Genomic DNA, 18,180 nt, shown 5'->3' on the forward strand with positions numbered 1-18,180 from the left:
ATAGATTCTCTCTTCATTCATGCCAAATTAGCAACTTCAGGGTGTGGGTTCAGAACTTCTAATTTCCTCTACTTGACCAACTTCAAAAATCAAAGTGAATGCTTGCCCCATTTCTCGCTTGATAAATTCTTCTAATAATTCTACTTGCCGAGGTGTGACAGGTTCCCTTGCCCGGACACTCAAACGGACTTCTGGGGGATTTGTCAACCAATTGGTATTACTGTTAAGTAACTGCAATCGCCCAAAAGTGACAGTTCGATTCAATAATGCTTTTCGTAAGCTGGTTTCTAGTTGCGCTTGTCGTACAAGTCGGGCAAAGCTTACTCCCAAAGGAATTAGCAGGATAGCTGTCAAAGCCATAGTCCAAATTAGGGGTTGACGTGCCCGCGCCATTGAAGTGTAACCTGCTACCACAAATGTCACCATACAGGAGAGGGCAATACCTAGCAAGTTGGTGAGATAAAGTAGGGTTGCCCCGAAACTGAGTGACCAATTCCCTTGTGCCAAGCCTAAGCCAATCACACAGACGGGAGGCATCAGGGCAACAGCGATCGCAGTTCCCGCTAAACTACCAGAGATTTTTGTCTCAATTTTGGCGTAGCCACTAATACCACCAGCCACTACCGCAATTCCCAAATCTAGCAATGTTGGTCTAGATCGGGCTAGCACTTCACTACCGTAACTAGGCAACCCCACCAGCCAACCCAGAGTCGAGGCGATCGCCACCGCTAACAGCGTGCCCACTGCGACAGCAATTAGTCCCTTGCGAAACAAAGTAATATCTGCTTGCAAAGCACCAAAAGCTAACCCGCGAATCGGCAACATTAAAGGAGCAATAATCATCGCGCCGATAATCACGGCTGCACTGTTAGACAATAAACCCAAAGTTGCGATCGCACAGGAGCTAATAATCAATATTATGTAAGCTGAGTCTAGAGTTGATTCAGCCAGCAACTCTGTTTGTAGCTGTTGAAGTTGTTCCGGTTGCGAACCCCGGCGGCGGAAATTTTTAAATCGGTCTCGAATGTTATTACCCAAGACCTTCCTCCTGAATGCTCGGTTATGTCTAAGTGAACTACCCCACCGTAAGACGGACGGGGCTTCCCAATTCATCAGGAATAGCCTCCAGAACTTCGTAGTACTAGAAAGTCTTACATTCCCTCCAAGGGCAGGAGTCCTGGTTCCCAAGACCCAAATCTTTTTCTTGCAACATATACCTGTTAGCTTGGTTTTCGCTTATGGCATTGATGGTCAAGATGATAATACTTAGTTTACAAGAATTGGTGATTCGTCATACATCTGGAATTTGTTTTTACTTATTCGTCATATTGCCTTAGAACGCGTTTTGCAACACCTCCAGGCAGACAAACGCCCCGGCATCGACCCAGAGTTTCGCCGTTATCAGGAGACACTAATCAAAAGCGAACTGGCAGATTTACGGACAAAAATTGACAAATTACAGGATGAATATCCCAATCTTCAGAGTTTTACAACAGAACAATTCCGAGGAGAATTGCTGGCAATTGAGGCAGATACTTAGGGCTTGCTGAAAAAGTCATAAAAAAGCAATTCTTTTAGGTTGACTAGTTATTTAAGCAAGCTCAAAGATAAGTTTTTGTTGCCTATAGCTAGCAAAATCATAACGCTCGATTATGTAAAGCGCTAAAAAAGGTCTATTTTGGAAAAATAGACCTAAAAAGGCACAAAAAACCCGTGACAGGTGAGTAGAAAGATTCATGACTAAAAAAGTAATAGCAATCACAGCTAGAGTTGTATGAGGAAGTTTCGCCATCACTCTACTCAAGCTAAATCTTCTTTTAGCTTGTCCAAACTTGCCCTCAATAGAATTACGAATCCTTTCATCTTCTAAAGCTTGCTTCTTTTTTTCTTTACTAATATTCTTCTGAGGTCTACCTAAAGGGGAAGCACTAATTCTAATACCTCGTTCTTTGCACCAAACTCGATTTTCCCTTGATGCGATAAATTTTATCAACATGAACTGATTCTGGATAATAGCCAGTGTAGCTTTTAAATGATTCTACTTGTGCTTTTAAGTCTCCTGATTCATTAAAATTATCCCAACTAAATATGGTCTAAAAATGCATAGTAATCATTGTAACTAGTAGATAGTTTAGCGCCAAATTCCACGGCTTTACCCGCTTTTCCTCGGACAATTGGACGGATATGTGGTTGGCTTAAACTTACAATCCGGTCATCAATGCTCTGCTTTTTATTTTCATACAACCATAATTGTTGACGATATACTTCTGCGACTACCAGTAACATCTTATGTTTTATTACTATAAGATGACATCCCTACAAAGTACTGTAGATAAGGATTATCCTTGATTTGTTCTATTGTTTACCTGTCGCTTATACCTAGTTTCTCTTTAATGATTAATGCACCTAACGCCATCCGAAATGACTTTGCTGGTGCCCCTATCTCTGCGGAGAATCCGGCAGAATATTCCGACTCAAATTCTGTCCAGGGTATTAAATCGGTCATTATTACCCAACGATTATCTGATGATAACTTTCCCTCAAATGGAAACTCAAAACTTTCTGCTGGAATTGGAGTTGATTCTTCTTTTCGGCACGTAGTTAACAATGATACACTGTGTTGGGAATAACCACTGTGATGCAAGCATTTTGGGCTATTCTACCTTCAAGTCTTGCACCTGAATATACTTCTTTGGTCTGAGAATCTAGAGAATGTAACCTTTTCTTTTTTTTCAGCAAGCCCTAGATATATTTTAAAAAACTCTAGGTTTCAACATAGATTAGGTTTAAGCATTTCTTCTTTCTCTTGCTTTGCGTCCTTTGCTCATTCTGCGGTTTGTTAAAAAAATTACTTTGACAAAAAGTTAAGCCTTAACCCAAGCCTATTAGATTTTAGATTGCTGCAATGTTAATGCAGACCGATACAATGGCATTTCCAGTCGATGCAATAGCATTGTCAATCGATGCAACGTTAATGCAGACCGATGCAATAGTATTGTCAGTCGAAACAATGGCATTGTTACCCAATAGTTTAGTGTGTCACTGATGATTAAACTAATGGTCTGGATGTTCATGATTTGTGACTACAGCTGATACTGGTGTTACTGTACTTTCTTCTTGGGCTTGCATTTCCAGCAATTGGGGAATTGTTACAAATCGATAGCCTTGGGCCTTCAAACCTGCGATCATTTCTGGTAAAGCTTTGACAGATTTAGAACGATTACCGCCCCCATCATGCAACAGTACGATCGCACCTGGCTTTGCATATTTCAGCACATTTTTAACCAGCATTGGCACTTGAGGCGAATGACGTTCAGCATCTCCCGACTGTTCTGACCACATCATGACAGCGTACTTCTCGTTTCTGGCATATTGGGCTAGTCCATTATTTAGAAAGCCTCCAGGGGGACGAAACAGAGTCGTTTTCTCTCCTGTCGTTTTGGAAATAATATCTGCTGTGCGGTCAATTTCACTAGCCGCAGTCGCTTCATCCATTTTAAAATACCAGTGATGCCATGTATGATTACCAATTACATGACCATCAGCAGCCACTTGCTTGGCAATCTGGGGAAAATATTTCACCATTTCTCCAACCATGAAGAATGTTGCCTTAATATTATTTTTCTTCAAAATTTCTAAAACCTGCACCGTATTTTTTGGGCCAGGGCCATCATCAAAAGTTAAGGCGATGACTTTCTCATTTGCTTTTAGTTTTGCTTGATAAACAATTGTTCCCTGAAAAGGCTTTGGTACTTCATTCATCTGGTCTGTAGCTGAGGTGATAGACTGTGCATCTGCACTCATTGCCCTACCTAAACTCGTTTTAGCACTCTCACCTTTTGGCTTTTGAATTCCCAACAGACGGTCAAGTTTAGTTGTGCCTGCAAGCAGACTGATACCCACACTACTTACACCAGCAATCAATGCAATAGTTATTACCTTTAGGAACGGCGATAATTTACGATTAGACACATTAAATCTCCTTAAATATTTGGGATTGGGCATGGGGCATTGGGCATGGAGCAAAACAGTTCCGTTAGCGGTAGCGGGGCGTTTAGCCCGTGAGGAGTGCTGTGGGAAAAATTAGGAGTTACGAATTCTCTCCCTACTCCCCTACTCACCACTTATATCACTCGTACTCGGTTGTAAATTAATATATCTACTGCTAAAAGAAAAAAGAATAAAATATCTTGAAACATCCTAGCTAAAGCTAAAGGAAGTCTTAATTTAATCTGCACTAATTTGCTGCTTACTTACAAAAGTGCCATAAGAAGACTGGATAAAATAATACTTGATGGGTTTAACCAACCAATAAAAGCAGCAATGATGGCAGTATAACCGTAACCAGAAGAAATGCTAGGGCGGAGTTGACCAATAGGGCCGAGACTTCGCACACACCAGCTAAATCTGATAATCCACTGCTAATTAAGAAAGTTAGCCAAATGATGCTTAAGCATAGGCCATCGTAGACATCGCTATTTATCCCAGCATACAACGCAGCCTTTAGACTAGAATGGTTGCTTTGACAGTTAATTCTGACATCTTGGTGAAGCTTTCCCGGCTCTGCTTCTGAATTCTGCGGTAAAATATGTTAGATGAAGCGAAAATTTCAACAATATTTTTGGCGTTGTGCCTTAATAGTGTTTTTAACATTAACTGGATGTGGATGGGGTGTGGAGTCAGCGCAAGCACTGTTGCGTCAACATCATGATTCTCCCGGTACTTTACGCTACCATTCACAAGTATCTGTCAAAGATGAAAAAGGATATGCTTGGCAAGTACTGCTGTTCAAACAGAATTACACCAGTGCAGTAAAAGATTTACGGTTACGCTTAGTTGCTTTTCCGGGTGTCGTTGAAATTGCTCACCCCCAACCATTATTGATTGAGACAGTAGCCGGAAAATTACTTAGTGCATCGGATGCATACTCTTTAACTGCACCCGTTCCCAATGTGGGGGAATATAACTTAACTGATATCTTACCGAAATTGCCAACAACTGATGCGCTCAAAGTCTATGTGCCTCTCTCTAATGGACAGCAATTGGTTCTCAACATATCCAACACTGTAGTCACTGAGTGGCAATGGCTAGTTACAGAAATTGATTAGTAACAGCATTTCAATATAAAAATAACCCAATGGTGATGGGGGGCATAATTACTGCCTGCGGAGGCAGAAATCCTGTCTTCATATACTTATAACGACGAGTTAAAGCCTCCCATATCACACGCAGGAGTAATGTTAGTCTTGAGACTCCTCAGGGATAGTTTCCGATTCGGTTTCCAGTTCTTCTGTTTGGACTTTGGCGACTGGAGGTTTAACGGGTTTTGGACCACGTGCTAGAGCAGGATTCCCCTGCTGCCTGTTTTCATCTCCGTAAGATGCTTTTTTCCCTTTGTCAGACGAGCGGTTACGGCTCGGTTTTGAGCTTTTGGGGTTGGATTCAATAGGAGTTATAGAATCCTTATTTTCGGAATTGTTGTCAGTATTTGCTTGGGACTGACGTTCCGATTTTTTGATTGGACGTTCTACCATTGTTGATTTTTGTAAATTTATCTGTATAGTACATCGGTTTGGTGACTGTCAAACTGTTAAGTAGCATTTTTTTAAAGATTTTATCGAACAGAATTCAGGAGTCAGGAGTCAGGATTCAGAATTAATTCTGAGCGAAAAAACGGCTGAATAATCGGCGTTTTTGCACCCCCACAAAACAAGAAAAATTGGTGGTGCAACAATTCAGTCACTGGTCTGAATCTCCGACTCCTGTTAGCGGATAGCTAGGGTTTAGCCCATTCTGACTTCTAAATTCTGACTCCTGATCCCTGAATTCTAATCAACAAAATCAGGTCGTGCCTTACCTGTTGATTTCAACTTTTGCTCTAAAACTGTCCAATTTTCTTGCTCAATTAAATTAGTTAATTCATCAAGATTGTGACGATACTGTTGCAGCGATCGCAGCAATGCTTGACGATTATACCGCGCCATCATCACGCCCAACTCTGGATTCCCACCACCCACACGGCTAGTATCCCGAAAACCCGAACTAGCTAACTTTTGGGCTAGTTCCAAAACATCGGGGTCAGTTTCACTCAAACAAGCAGCAATCAATGAGGAACTGACCATTACAGGTAAATGGGAAATCCAACTAACAGCGCGGTCATGTTGCTCTGGTTGACAATAGTAGATATTAGCTCCTAGCGATCGCACAATTTCTTCTACAACTGCAATTGCATTAGTTGGCGTTGTCGCTATCGGTGTTAATACATAAGGTTTATCAACAAATAAATTCCGTTGTGCAGCTTCTATGCCACTATCTGTTCTTCCCGCCATTGGATGACCGCCGATAAAATTATCCCAAAGGGGAGAAATAGCTTTGACTATCTGTGCTTTTGCTGAACCCACGTCAGTCACGATGGTAGCTGTAGACAAATGAGCGATCATTTGATCCAATTGGGGCACAATAAGCGCTAGAGGTGTACAAATAAATACAACCTCTGCGGCTGCTAACAGACTCAGATCAACTGATGCTTCATCAACACTGCCGATAGCAACTGCCTTTTGACAGGTAGATTCACGGCGACTGACTCCTAAGATATGATGTCCTTGCGATCGCAAATCAAAACCCAAAGATCCGCCGATCAATCCCAACCCTAAAATCCCAATATTCATTTTTAATTTTGACATTCCGTTTTTATGACTTTACCAACTATTAAAGTTGGCATCCAAGGGGTAGCATCGATGACTGTAGAGGAATTACTAGAAAAGTACGCAGCAGGAGTCTTAAACTTTAGTGGTATTGACCTTGCGGAAGCTAATCTGAGTGGGGTTAAACTCAGTGGCGTGAATCTTAGCGATGCTAATTTGAGTATAGTTAACCTCAGTGGCGCGAATCTGAGCGAAGCTAACTTGAGCAATGCCAAGCTAAATGTAGCCAGACTCAGTGGCGTGAATCTATCCAACGCCATCTTAAATAACGCTAGTCTCAACGTCGCTAATTTGATTCGAGCCGATCTCAGTCGCGCTCAACTTAAAGGAGCCTTATTGATTCGCGCTGAGTTAATTCGCGCTGACCTCAGTCGCGCTGACCTGTCGGAGGCTGACCTCACCAGTGCTGATTTGCGAGAGGCTACACTCCGCCAAGCGAATCTCCGCCACGCTAACTTGAGTGAGAGTGTCTTGAGAGGCGCTTCCATCACGGGAGCAAATTTAGAGATGGCTAACTTAAATGCCAGTGACCTCAGTCGTTGCGATCTCAGTGGTGCAAATTTGCGAGATACTGAACTCAGACAAGCGAATCTTACCCATGCTAACTTGAGCGGAGCAGATTTGAGTGGGGCGAACCTCCGGTGGGCAGATTTGAGTGGGGCGAACCTCCGGTGGGCAGACTTGAGCGGCGCAAAATTGAGCGGAGCTACTTTAATTGGCGCAGATTTAACCAATGCGAATTTAACGAATACAATTTTTATCCACGCCGATTTAACTCAGGCAAAATTAATTAGGGCAGAGTGGATTGGTGCTGACTTAACTGGAGCAACATTAACTGGGGCCAAGCTTTACGCCACTTCCAGGTTTGGTTTAAAAACCGAAGGTATGATTTGTGAATGGGTCGATCTTAGTCCAGCCGGCGATCGCTCCATTATCCAAAAGTTCCATTCCGAAGACTCACGAGACTTTTTTAACGAAACACCGCCCACAATCCGCATTATTGTTGATGCAGCCTTAGAACACGAAGCCAATTTTGCGATCGCAGGCGCTTACTATCAAATTGCTCAGGAATACCGGATACTAAAACAACCCCCAAGCATCGAAAGTGGTCGTCGTCGAACTGTTTTCACCTTTTATGTAGATAGCGACGAAGCATTATTTTCCACTGCTTACATTGTAATTCTTCCTTTTCTAGATGCGGCATCTACTCAAAATAATATTTCCAGTGTCGTGGAAATGATTAACAGTGAAATTGTTGCAAATCAAGATTTAAAATTGCCAAAATCGCCCCTAATTGTGAAACAATTAAATATTCTTTTAGAGCAAGCCATGAGTCAGGCGGCAACAATTAAACAAACTAAAAAAAATATTGACGTAGCCACAAAGTTAAATTTTTGTAAAGCCCCAACTCAAATAGTTTTAACAAATTCTAGTGCCCACACATTGATTGTCCATGACCATCCCAACTTTGGGAAAAGATTTATTAATCGCTCTGCTCTTAATGCTTCAACTTATGATGATATATCTAATGAACCGACAAAACACATCTTACCTTCGTCAAGTATGGTTATAGATTTCGTCAAAGGATTTCACTATATTTAGTCATTAGGAATGGGAAATGGGGAATGGGGAATGGGGAATGGTAATTAATTATTAGACAAATGACAAATGACAAATGACAAAATTTTGGAGGAAAAATGAGCAATCTTTTTAATAAAATGATCGGTCGAACTCGCTATGTAGTCTTTCGCCTATTTCTGCACTTGGGGGGAGGCGAGGTAGCGCCAATTTTGGGAGTATTAAATAGTGCTGGGCGAGATGCCATCGATGCTGATGGCGACTTAGAAGTTTTGGGAGAAGGATTGGTAGAGATTAGCCAAACTCTTCTACAATACGATGAATATTGGCTTTCTGCTGCCAACGAAGGCGACGTATTTTGGAGTGAAGGCGAGGCGGGAGATTATGTTAATGAATTATTTACTGACTCTGCCGAAAGATATCTCAGTGAACCAGATTACAGTTCTGATGGATTGAATGAACCTTTGTCTATACCTGTAACTCGCAACGTCATTGTGATGATTACAGTAGCTTATGAAGGAGAAGTACCAGAGTTAGAAACCGATCTTTCTAACATTCAGGCGCTTAAAGAAGGATTGAAAGCATTGATAAATCTGCATTATAAACATAGATTTAAGGCAATCCAAGTGCATTTCTCCCCAGCACAGTTAGGCGATGAACTCACTAGCGATCAACTGTTGCAATATTACCCAGAATTGATTCCTTTATAATATGTTGGGTAGTCCGTACTTACTACTCACATCGATAAATTGTTAAGCTCAGAGATAGGACAATAATCCAATGATCATGACCATAGTACGTAAATTTACAGCCGTTTTTTTAGCTCTGAGTTTGTGTGTCACAACTGTCGCTTGTGGTGGGGGAAACGAAGCTAATCCTCCCGCTAAGAACGTTAGCCAAAGCTCTACTAACACAAAGCTGAGTGATGGAGAGTATAAAATACAACAAGCTACTTATGACGATGCAACTGGTGAATACAGCTTGTTTTTACTTAACAATAATCCCCCAACTTTTGCAACCGAAAATTTGCAAATGGCACGGTTAACTGATGATGAAATCAAGCAAGGTAAAAAGACCTATCTGAAGGTAGAAAAAGGGCAACCTATTTTATATCTAACGGAAGACTTTAAAATAGATTACGTCCACAACGTTACCGAGAATAAAACCAATCCCCAAACAGGACAACAAGAGACGGTTGTAGTCCGTCGAGAAAATAGCTTCTGGGCACCATTTGCTGGGTCTGTGGCTGGGAGCTTGGCGGGACAGGCAATTGGTAGTATGTTGTTTAGACCCCAGTATTATGTACCCCCTGTCTATCAATCAGGGCAAGGATTAAGTGGCTTCGGTGGATATGGCGGAAGTTATGGCCAAGCAGTTCAAAACTACCAAAGTCGCTATAATGCGCCACCCGCAGCCGTGACAAATCGGACTGCGTTCCGCAATACAGGGACGATTAGAAGGTCATATCCTGGAAATACAAATATACGCAATACACCGCGTAGCACTACAGGTAATAACCGTCCTTCTGGTTCTGGTTTTGGTGGTAGTACGTTGCGACCCTCTGGTAATTCCAGCACTACCAGACGCAATTCTGGCAGTGGTTTTGGTAGTGGACGTAGTACAGCACCCCGCCGCTCAAGTGGTTTTGGCAGCAGACGACGTTAGAAAATTTTCAATTTAATAAGTAGACTGCCTAAGAAGTTAAAGTAATGTGTTGCATAAAGAAGCCGGAGGGTCACAAGTCAATCCTCCGGCTTCTCTTTATATCTATGCAATTTGTGATCAGAAATTATGAATTATTCGGTCAAATAATAGGAAATACTAAATATAAATATTGCTAAGAGAACAGGAATCATTTTATTAAAGTCTATTTGCTTTTTTTGAACTATTTCTAAACAAGACATCGGAATCATCAGGGGCCAGAAGATAGTTGTTACCACAAACATCACAACTGATAAAAATTTATCTTCTGGAGTGGAAGCAGGATGACGTAGAGCAAATATTAACCAATTGATTAAAAAATAACATGTCATTAACAGATAACCAATAGTTAAAGTCAGTTGTATCTGATTCACCGTAAGTACTCCTGAAGTTATGTGAGCTTCACCAAACATCATCCGTACAAAGTTATAACATATTTGGTTTTCTTCCTTGCTCTAGAAAACCATAGTATCCTTATATACTAAATAAGTAACATTCTTGTTATGTCAAACTTCTCTTGCTGTTTGTAGAGCCTCATTAACCCTCTATAAAGAAACTTTTTAAATTTTGGATGATGAATATTTATATAGCACGCTCCAAAATTTAAAATTTGGTTAGCTATGAGAGTAATAATTAAGCAGTCTTGAAAAATCGAATAATTTCACGGACATGATCGAGAAATTGCCCGTCGGTGGAAAGTTGCGCGATCGCAGTTCGTGCTTCTCTTGCCAAACGCTCATGTTCAGTTTGATTTGTCGCCCGCAATTCTTCAAAATTAGCTGCAATCCGGGCTAAATCTCTGCGAGTCTCTTCGGCGAAGCGTTGTTGAGTTGCGGGTAATGAATAGGGTTGTTCTGGGTTGAGTTGATCTTCTAACGACTGGATTTTTTGCTCCAATATCGAGAAGCGATCGCGCAATTCAAAAATATCTTCGCGTGGATACTTCCATTCTTGGCGAATCATCGCTAATCGCGCATATAAATACTCATAAGCTCGAATAGCTGGACGCAGAATCGTTAATAACAAAGCCGCACCAGAACTTATATATCCCACCGTACTAATGCCAGTGGCAGCCAGGGTATAAAGACCAACGGCTGAGAATAAGTGTAAAGCAATGGCAACCCAGAGCGATCGCTTTGCCAACGATGTGACATACTTCACTTGTTTCTCATCGACTGGAATTCCTTTTTCAGTTGATTGTGCTGCTTCTGCTAATACTTCTTTGGCTTGAAAATGCACATTCCACGGGACGGTAACAATTACCAACAGCCACCAAAAACTTGCACCACCAATCACCCAATCAAGAAAGTTACCAGCAGGGATGTGCAACCATTGCAGTAAGCCAAAAGCCGCTAGTACCACAACCACAATTCCAGCGATGGAACTAATGAAAAAGTTAATATACATCTTGCCCTGTCTCCGATGAAACCATCATCTCGATCATGACGATATCCCAGCAGTTATACGGAAATGCTTGTGATGGTTTTTCTATTTGCACACACTAGTTTTTGAGTGATATAGCTACGCTAATTAGGTTAAGTCTCTTTGCTACCTTTTTCTTGGAAAGTCGCAGAGGTAATGATTGTGATGGTTTTTCGAGTTGCACATATACAATAAATAAAATGAACCACTACTTAGAAACAAAGAAGAGAGAAATAATGCAATACTGCTTTGTAGAGTTTCAAGTAGATGATTCAACAAGATTCAAGCCTTAGTTGAATCCTTCGATTTTATAATTCTTGCAAAAGATGACGGTACAGGATACACAAAATTTAACCTGTAGTTTGGGAAAAGAGTGAGACAATTCAAACCTTTCCCCCGTCTCTATTGGATGAGATAACTACGCCAAATTGATTGAGTATTTTTACTACCCTTTTCTGGAATTAGCGATCGCCAAGTTTTACCTTCTTGTTGAATTTGCAAGTAAACATCAAAGGGTTGTTTTGGTTGCGTCAAGCGCCGTTTTGGTAGCTTGAGAATCAAGTCGTAGGTTCCCCGAACGTGGAAAGCTGGTAAATTTTCAATCGTTAGGGGTTGTTCTTGGGTAATTGATAGCCGCTTGATTTCAAATCCTTGAAAATCTAGATCCAACTGTTGGCTAAGTTTTTGTTGAGTTTGCTCTAGCCCAAGTGCGATCGCTTTTTGCACTAACTCGCTAGTCGGTAGCAATCCAATACTGCCACAGGCTGTAACTAGCATCAGCAATATTGCTGTCAAAACTAACCGCACTATGTTATTCACTGCCTAATCTGCTATTTTCTTCCTTATCAGTTTAACCGGACACGCTGCTGCTTTTTCCGCGTCGAGTAACTTAGGAATTCTGCAAACAATAGCCGAAAATTTTAATTACAGATAGGGGCAATTCATGAATTGCCCCTATTGTTAGAACTTTTCAATAAATTTTGTAAATCTTTAAAAAATTTGTTCTAAGCGTTGGAAATCGCGTTGTACTTCATACCAGAGACTTTTATTATGGGGGTCTGTTTTCAAAGCTTTTTTGAGATAAATTCTGGCTTTGAGCAATTGGTTTTCAGAAATTAGCGCCCGTCCCCAAATTTGATAAGCGATCGCTTGCCATTGGCGAACTTCTGGATCTGTTGACAAACGATCTGCTAAAGCTTCCACTAGTGCGATCGCTTGCGGAAACCGTTTCTCTTGCAAAAATCGCTGCAATTGCTCATAAGTCTTCCACTTCAGCCGTTCTTCTATTTCCAACAGATTAGGCGGTTTTGCTTTCCCTGGTTGTTGGTTTACCACCGTTGTGACTGGTGTTTTCTGGCGCTGCGTTGTCTTAGCAGCATCACGCCCAGTTGACACCTGAGTTGAATGTGCAGCAGTTTCCTCTGGCAGTACTACCGTCAGCAGGAGTTTGTAAGCCTCTGTCAAGGCAATAAACTTATCTTTGGCTTTGTTGTCATCTGGGTTGATATCGGGATGATATTGCTGCGCCAATCGTCGATAAGACGCTTTGATTTCAGCAAAAGAAGCTCCCGATCTTAAACCTAGCAAACGGTAGCAATCTCCAAGATCCATCTTGAGCTATGAGCTATCGAATATTTAGCTATCGGCTATTATCTGTCAATATCAGCTTTAAGCCTGGACTATTAATGATAAAGGCTAATTTTCTATTTTAAAGTTCAATGTTGACAGTTTGTTTTGGGAATGGGGAATGGGGAATTGGAAAGAGGACTTGGGGACAAGGAGAATTGGGGACAAGGGGAAAGACTTATTGTAAGTTCTAAACTTTTGTCACCTTGTCACCTTGTCACCTTGTCCCTCTGCTCCCCCTGCTTCCCTACTCCCCTGCTACTATAGAGGTTCGTTCTTCAATTACACGGTCAATTAAACCGTATTCTTTAGCCTCTTCAGCAGACATGAAAAAGTCACGATCCATATCTTTTTCAATTTTTGCTATGGTCTGACCGGTTTTATCGGCATAAATGCCATTAAGCTGGTGACGAATCCGCAGAATCTCTCTAGCTTCAATTTCGATGTCGGTTGCTTGTCCACGGGTTCCACCTGAAGGCTGGTGAATCATAATCCGTGAATGAGGCAATGCTAGGCGTTTACCTTTGGTGCCAGCAGCCAACAGGAAAGACCCCATTGAAGCAGCTAAACCAACGCAAATAGTCACTACATCTGATTTTATATGTTGCATGGTGTCAAAAATAGCCATGCCAGATGTAACCATTCCACCTGGGGAATTGATGTATAAATAAATATCTTTACCTGGATCGTCTGAGTCCAGATACAGCATTACAGCAATTATTTGATTGGCAATTTCATCATCAATATCTCGCCCCAAGAATATAATCCGTTCCCGGTAAAGGCGATCGTAGATGCTAATCCAATCTGTATATTGTCCTCCGGGCATCCGGTAAGGAACTTTAGGAACGCCTATAGGCATGACTTACTCCGTTTTTAATTAGTCTATTAGTCATTAATCATTGGTCATTAGTCATTAGTCATTGGTCATTAGTCATTGGTTATTAACAAAGGACGAAGGACAAAGGACAAATGACAAAGAAAAAATTAAAGGACACTGGCTGGAAGGGGGGGATTTGCGAGTTCTTCTTTCTCAAAAACTCGGTCAATTAGCCCGTATTCCTTCGCTTCGTAAGGTGTTAGATATAACAACCTATCCATATCTTTAGCAATTTTTTCTGGGGGCTGTCCGGTGGTGCGATTTAAAATATCAACCAACGCCCCTTTATTTACCAAAACTTCCCTTGCCCGAATTTGAATATCCGTTGCTTGACCTTGGGCGTAGCTCTTGGGCTGATGCAGGATAATCGAAGAGTGAGGCAAACTAGCGCGGCAACCTTTTGTACCAGCACTGAGAAGCATGGCTGCCATACCCATCGCAGAACCGACGCAGATGGTGTGGATAGGAGGCTTGATATATTTCATGGTGTCGTAGATGGCAAAGGCTTCGGTTTCAAAGCCAATGGGTTCGCCACTGTAACCGGAAGTGCCGGTGGAGTTGATATAGATTTTAATGGGCTTTTCTGGGTCATCGGATTGCAAAAACAGCAACTCAGCCACGATTAATTCCGTGACAGCAGGCACCAGTGGCATCCCAATATAGACAATTCGCTCCTTCAATAAGAGGGAAGGTAAATCTGGCGGTGGTGTCCGGTAAGAGCTATCGCCGTAATATGGGGCTTGAACAGCTTTGATTGGGGAAATGTCCATAGCAACTGATCGCCTGAAACTATGCCGTTAACTGTAATACATCCTAGCGCGATGCACGCTTCCCTCAAGGTGCGGATTTCTCCCTAATGCTTCAGGTGGCTTTGCATCTGCCAATGTTTGGCTTCTAAGATATTCTGATTATATTCATGTATTTGTGTTGGATAGGTTTTCCGTAGAGCTAAAGTGGTGCTTTGAAGTTATTTATTAATATGTATATCCTGAATAAGGACTTTAAGTTATGAAGGTTAGCTTGCAGCCTGCCTTGAATGATGGTAATTTGGACGCGAATCAACTGAATAGTCAACGTCAGTTGGGAATTTCGATTTCAGCGATCGCAGAGACTCAAGACCGCCATGTGCCCTTAAATTTATGTTTAATTCTGGATCACAGTGGTTCTATGAATGGGCGATCGCTAGAAACGGTTAAAAAAGCAGCGAATCGTCTGGTAGATAGACTTAATCCTGGCGATCGCCTCAGTATTGTAGTTTTCGATCACCGTGCCAAAGTCTTAGTACCTAGTCAAAGTGTCGAAGATCCAGAAAAAATCAAACAGCAAATCAACCGCCTAGCAGCCGATGGTGGGACTGCGATTGATGAAGGATTGGGTTTGGGGATTGAGGAGTTGGCGAAGGGAAAGAAAGATACTGTTTCCCAAGCCTTCTTATTAACCGATGGTGAAAATGAACATGGTGATAATAATCGTTGTTTGAAATTTGCCCAATTAGCTGCTAGCTATAATTTGACTTTGAACACTCTGGGCTTTGGTGACAATTGGAACCAAGATGTTTTAGAAAAAATTGCTGATGCTGGTTTAGGTACTTTATCTTACATTCAAAAGCCGGAAGAGGCAGTGGATGAGTTTAATCGCCTGTTTAGCCGCATTCAAACAGTGGGATTGACTAACGCTTATCTGTTATTGTCTCTGATGCCCCATGTCCGGCTAGCGGAACTTAAACCCATTGCTCAAGTTTCCCCAGACACAATTGAGTTACCACTGCAACAAGAAGCTGATGGACGTTTCGCTGTGCGGTTGGGAGATTTAATGAAAGATGCAGAACGGATAATCTTAGCTAATATTTATTTGGGACAATTGCCAGCAGGTGAACAAGCGATCGCTAATGTGCAAGTCCGCTACGACGATCCAGCTGCCAACCAGGTAGGTTTAGTTACACCAAATATCCCAGTTTATGCCCATGTAGTGAGAAACTACCAAGCAGATCCGAATCCCCAAGTGCAACAGTCTATTTTGGCATTAGCTAAATATCGCCAAACCCAGCTAGCCGAAACGAAATTGCAACAGGGCGATCGCAGTGGTGCAGCGACAATGTTACAAACGGCTGCTAAAACTGCTCTGCAAATGGGAGATACTGGGGCAGCGACGGTGTTGCAAACTTCTGCCACTCAGCTACAATCTGGTGGAGATTTATCTGAAAGCGATCGCAAGAAAACCAGAATTGTCTCCAAAACAGTTTTGCAAGATACCCCTCCTCAATGAAAGTTAAATTGCTCTCGGCGTTAAATGACAATAATGTTGATCTGGCTCAAACAAGTAGCCAACGTCAACTAGCAATGACGATTTTTGCGATCGCTGGCGAGTTTGACCAAAATCTCCCCCTTAACCTCTGCCTGATTCTGGATAGAAGTGGTTCTATGCATGGACAACCGATTAAAACGGTGATTCAGGCAGTGGAAGGATTAATAGATCGGTTGAAAGTTGGCGATCGCATTTCAGTTGTGGCTTTTTCCGGTTCTGCGGAAGTCATTATCCCCAACCAAGCGATCGAAGACCCCGAAAGCATTAAATCCCAAATTAAAAGCAAACTCAGCGCTAGTGGCGGCACTGCGATCGCTGAGGGTTTGGAATTGGGAATTACAGAACTGATGAAGGGCACAAGAGGAGCAGTTTCCCAGGCGTTTCTGCTGACAGATGGGCATGGTGAAAGCAGTTTGCGGATTTGGAAGTGGGATATTGGGCGAGATGACAATAAGCGCTGTCTCAAACTGGCGCAAAAAGCTGCCAAACTGAACCTAACTATCAACACTTTCGGATTTGGCAATAGCTGGAATCAAGATTTGCTAGAAAAAATAGCCGATGTCGGTGGTGGTACTCTAGCTCATATTGAACATCCTGAACAAGCTGTGGAGCAATTTAGCCGACTCTTTGGAAGGATTCAGTCAATTGGGCTAACTAATGCCTACTTGCTGTTATCTCTAGTGCCAAATGTCCGATTAGCAGAATTGAAACCCATTGCCCAAGTTGCCCCAGACACAATCGAGTTACCAGTGGAACGAGAAGCTGATGGTAGCTTTGCTGTACGTTTGGGAGATTTGATGCAGGATGTAGAACGGGTAGTTTTGGCAAACATTTATTTGGGACAATTGCCAGAGGGGAAACAAACGATCGGGCATCTGCAAATTCGCTATGATGACCCATTAGTTAACCAAGAAGGCTTACTTTCCTCCCTGGTGCCGGTGTATGCAGATGTGGTGCGGACATATCAACCAGATTCTAATCCCCAGGTGCAACAGTCTATTTTGGCATTAGCGAAGTATCGCCAAACCCAGTTAGCCGAGGCGAAATTGCTACAAGGCGATCGCACTGGTGCAGCCACAATGCTGCAAACGGCAGCCAAAACCGCTTTGCAAATCGGAGATAAAGGGGCGGCGACAGTATTGCAAACTTCCGCCACTCGCTTGCAAGCTGGGGAAGAACTTTCCGAAGCAGACTTGAAGAAGACTAGAATTGCATCAAAAACCGTTTTACAGGAATAGTAAAAATCCAGCGTTGCTGATTAACGGCATAAAAGTTTCGCGCCAAGGCGCAAAGCGAGAAAAATATTTTATTCCTCAATTGAGCAAGAAAGTAGTCGCATATTCCTAACTTATTGATTAACAACCACCGAAGAGTTTGACTTATGCTGATCCAGAAGATTGTCCAAGAATGCAAGACATTCCTGAAGACAAACTAATAGAAATTTATGACCTAATTCACTACTTTCGGCTAGGTTTAAGTCAAGAACATACACAACCCCTTGCGGTGAGCGAAGTCGAACCGCGCACCCCTGGTTTATTGAAAGGGCAACTCGGCAATGCTTTCTTTCAACCACTGCCAGAAGATGAACTCCAGCATCATACGTATGAGTGATATCGATAAACAATGGGAGAATTTCAAAAAGGAATTTTATATTGGGTATAAATTTTCTGGAGAGATTACAAGGATAAAGCGTTTTGGTATTTTTGTGTACCTTGGCTATCAAGTCATTGATGGTTATAAACTAAGCGGAATTATAGATATTGCTACAAAACCCGATTATCATTCATCTGGTTTACCGACAGACACTACTTTGTGGCCAAAAGTTGGTCAACAAGTTCATTGTAAAGTCATCGCTTACTGGGAATACAACAAGGAAGTAGATTTAACATTGGTTTAATAAAAAACATAAATTTTTTGTGTCTTCCATCCTCTAGTGTTGTTAAGCGAGAACGTTGCTGCCGCAGAGAG

Annotated in this window: 16 protein-coding genes and 3 pseudogenes; 9 read left to right on the forward strand and 10 right to left on the reverse strand. The window is 42.0% G+C overall.

The window, feature by feature from the left end:
* Positions 1-36: 36 nt before the first annotated feature.
* The gene (locus FD724_RS06070; RefSeq protein WP_179071932.1) at positions 37-1,038 is read right to left on the reverse strand and encodes a DUF389 domain-containing protein; all 1,002 of its coding nucleotides are present in this window, start codon (positions 1,036-1,038) and stop codon (positions 37-39) included.
* 274 nt (positions 1,039-1,312) lie between these two features.
* On the opposite strand from FD724_RS06070, the pseudogene FD724_RS06075 reads away from it, so the two are divergent.
* Positions 1,313-1,537 (forward strand): annotated as a pseudogene (locus FD724_RS06075) (sodium:proton antiporter); the annotation flags it as partial.
* Between the two features lie 54 nt (positions 1,538-1,591).
* Here FD724_RS06075 and FD724_RS06080 read toward each other — a convergent pair.
* Together FD724_RS06080 and FD724_RS06085 are read right to left on the reverse strand one after the other, a co-directional pair.
* Positions 1,592-2,608: pseudogene (locus FD724_RS06080) on the reverse strand (transposase).
* A 446-nt stretch (positions 2,609-3,054) separates the two neighbouring features.
* Positions 3,055-3,972: a polysaccharide deacetylase family protein gene (locus FD724_RS06085; RefSeq protein WP_256874463.1), complete on the reverse strand. Its 918-nt coding sequence runs from the start codon at positions 3,970-3,972 to the stop codon at positions 3,055-3,057.
* A gap of 623 nt (positions 3,973-4,595) precedes the next feature.
* Between FD724_RS06085 and FD724_RS06090 the strand changes: the two genes are divergently transcribed.
* Positions 4,596-5,108 (forward strand): DUF3122 domain-containing protein, encoded by a 513-nt coding sequence (locus tag FD724_RS06090; protein WP_256874464.1) that lies wholly within the window; start codon positions 4,596-4,598, stop codon positions 5,106-5,108.
* A gap of 132 nt (positions 5,109-5,240) precedes the next feature.
* Here FD724_RS06090 and FD724_RS06095 read toward each other — a convergent pair whose 3' ends face one another.
* Positions 5,241-5,534, reverse strand: coding sequence for a hypothetical protein (locus tag FD724_RS06095; RefSeq protein ID WP_179071934.1), 294 nt, complete (start codon positions 5,532-5,534; stop codon positions 5,241-5,243).
* A gap of 294 nt (positions 5,535-5,828) precedes the next feature.
* A complete protein-coding gene (locus FD724_RS06100; RefSeq protein WP_179075426.1) occupies positions 5,829-6,668 on the reverse strand; it encodes a prephenate/arogenate dehydrogenase in 840 nt (279 codons plus the stop codon).
* Between the two features lie 69 nt (positions 6,669-6,737).
* On the opposite strand from FD724_RS06100, the gene FD724_RS06105 reads away from it, so the two are divergent.
* The 3 genes from FD724_RS06105 (at position 6,738) to FD724_RS06115 (ending at position 9,947) form a co-directional block, all read left to right on the forward strand.
* Positions 6,738-8,306, forward strand: a complete 1,569-nt coding sequence (locus FD724_RS06105) for a pentapeptide repeat-containing protein (RefSeq protein WP_179075427.1) — start codon at positions 6,738-6,740, stop codon at positions 8,304-8,306.
* 95 nt (positions 8,307-8,401) lie between these two features.
* Positions 8,402-8,992, forward strand: coding sequence for a DUF1517 domain-containing protein (locus FD724_RS06110; RefSeq protein WP_179071935.1), 591 nt, complete (start codon positions 8,402-8,404; stop codon positions 8,990-8,992).
* Positions 8,993-9,062: 70 nt separating this feature from the next.
* Positions 9,063-9,947 carry a hypothetical protein gene (locus FD724_RS06115; protein WP_179071936.1) on the forward strand — a complete coding sequence of 295 codons (885 nt, stop codon included), beginning with the start codon at positions 9,063-9,065 and terminating at the stop codon, positions 9,945-9,947.
* Between the two features lie 669 nt (positions 9,948-10,616).
* Here the strand turns inward: FD724_RS06115 and FD724_RS06120 are convergent.
* The 5 genes from FD724_RS06120 to FD724_RS06140 all read right to left on the reverse strand — a co-directional run bounded on the left by FD724_RS06120 (position 10,617) and on the right by FD724_RS06140 (position 14,678).
* Positions 10,617-11,390 (reverse strand): hypothetical protein, encoded by a 774-nt coding sequence (locus FD724_RS06120; protein WP_179071937.1) that lies wholly within the window; start codon positions 11,388-11,390, stop codon positions 10,617-10,619.
* Positions 11,391-11,807: 417 nt separating this feature from the next.
* Entirely contained in the window at positions 11,808-12,215 is a 408-nt protein-coding gene (locus FD724_RS06125; protein WP_179075428.1) for a hypothetical protein, read from the reverse strand.
* A 180-nt stretch (positions 12,216-12,395) separates the two neighbouring features.
* The gene (locus tag FD724_RS06130; protein WP_179071938.1) at positions 12,396-13,016 is read right to left on the reverse strand and encodes a J domain-containing protein; all 621 of its coding nucleotides are present in this window, start codon (positions 13,014-13,016) and stop codon (positions 12,396-12,398) included.
* 262 nt (positions 13,017-13,278) lie between these two features.
* Positions 13,279-13,890: an ATP-dependent Clp protease proteolytic subunit gene (locus tag FD724_RS06135; protein WP_012407740.1), complete on the reverse strand. Its 612-nt coding sequence runs from the start codon at positions 13,888-13,890 to the stop codon at positions 13,279-13,281.
* Between the two features lie 125 nt (positions 13,891-14,015).
* Positions 14,016-14,678 (reverse strand): ATP-dependent Clp protease proteolytic subunit, encoded by a 663-nt coding sequence (locus FD724_RS06140; protein ID WP_114080125.1) that lies wholly within the window; start codon positions 14,676-14,678, stop codon positions 14,016-14,018.
* 238 nt (positions 14,679-14,916) lie between these two features.
* On the opposite strand from FD724_RS06140, the gene FD724_RS06145 reads away from it, so the two are divergent.
* The 4 genes and pseudogenes from FD724_RS06145 (at position 14,917) to FD724_RS06160 (ending at position 18,109) form a co-directional block, all read left to right on the forward strand.
* Positions 14,917-16,173, forward strand: coding sequence for a VWA domain-containing protein (locus FD724_RS06145; RefSeq protein ID WP_179071939.1), 1,257 nt, complete (start codon positions 14,917-14,919; stop codon positions 16,171-16,173).
* A complete protein-coding gene (locus tag FD724_RS06150) occupies positions 16,170-17,450 on the forward strand; it encodes a VWA domain-containing protein (RefSeq protein ID WP_179071940.1) in 1,281 nt (426 codons plus the stop codon). The genes FD724_RS06145 and FD724_RS06150 overlap by 4 nt, the downstream gene beginning before the upstream one ends.
* A gap of 143 nt (positions 17,451-17,593) precedes the next feature.
* Positions 17,594-17,823 (forward strand): annotated as a pseudogene (locus tag FD724_RS06155) (hypothetical protein).
* Positions 17,816-18,109: a S1 RNA-binding domain-containing protein gene (locus tag FD724_RS06160; RefSeq protein WP_179071941.1), complete on the forward strand. Its 294-nt coding sequence runs from the start codon at positions 17,816-17,818 to the stop codon at positions 18,107-18,109. The pseudogene FD724_RS06155 and the gene FD724_RS06160 overlap by 8 nt, the downstream one beginning before the upstream one ends.
* Positions 18,110-18,180 lie beyond the last annotated feature (71 nt).

The sequence above is a fragment of the Nostoc sp. C057 genome (assembly GCF_013393925.1).
Taxonomy (GTDB): domain Bacteria; phylum Cyanobacteriota; class Cyanobacteriia; order Cyanobacteriales; family Nostocaceae; genus Nostoc; species Nostoc muscorum_A.

Coding starts and splice junctions, on each gene's coding strand:
- FD724_RS06140 (WP_114080125.1), bottom strand. CDS start 14,678: ATGGACATTTCCCCAATCAAAGCTGTTCAAGCCCCATATTACGGCGAT.
- FD724_RS06090 (WP_256874464.1), top strand. CDS start 4,596: ATGAAGCGAAAATTTCAACAATATTTTTGGCGTTGTGCCTTAATAGTG.
- FD724_RS06100 (WP_179075426.1), bottom strand. CDS start 6,668: ATGAATATTGGGATTTTAGGGTTGGGATTGATCGGCGGATCTTTGGGT.
- FD724_RS06160 (WP_179071941.1), top strand. CDS start 17,816: ATGAGTGATATCGATAAACAATGGGAGAATTTCAAAAAGGAATTTTAT.
- FD724_RS06115 (WP_179071936.1), top strand. CDS start 9,063: ATGATCATGACCATAGTACGTAAATTTACAGCCGTTTTTTTAGCTCTG.
- FD724_RS06135 (WP_012407740.1), bottom strand. CDS start 13,890: ATGCCTATAGGCGTTCCTAAAGTTCCTTACCGGATGCCCGGAGGACAA.
- FD724_RS06120 (WP_179071937.1), bottom strand. CDS start 11,390: ATGTATATTAACTTTTTCATTAGTTCCATCGCTGGAATTGTGGTTGTG.
- FD724_RS06150 (WP_179071940.1), top strand. CDS start 16,170: ATGAAAGTTAAATTGCTCTCGGCGTTAAATGACAATAATGTTGATCTG.
- FD724_RS06105 (WP_179075427.1), top strand. CDS start 6,738: ATGACTGTAGAGGAATTACTAGAAAAGTACGCAGCAGGAGTCTTAAAC.
- FD724_RS06110 (WP_179071935.1), top strand. CDS start 8,402: ATGAGCAATCTTTTTAATAAAATGATCGGTCGAACTCGCTATGTAGTC.
- FD724_RS06145 (WP_179071939.1), top strand. CDS start 14,917: ATGAAGGTTAGCTTGCAGCCTGCCTTGAATGATGGTAATTTGGACGCG.
- FD724_RS06130 (WP_179071938.1), bottom strand. CDS start 13,016: ATGGATCTTGGAGATTGCTACCGTTTGCTAGGTTTAAGATCGGGAGCT.
- FD724_RS06095 (WP_179071934.1), bottom strand. CDS start 5,534: ATGGTAGAACGTCCAATCAAAAAATCGGAACGTCAGTCCCAAGCAAAT.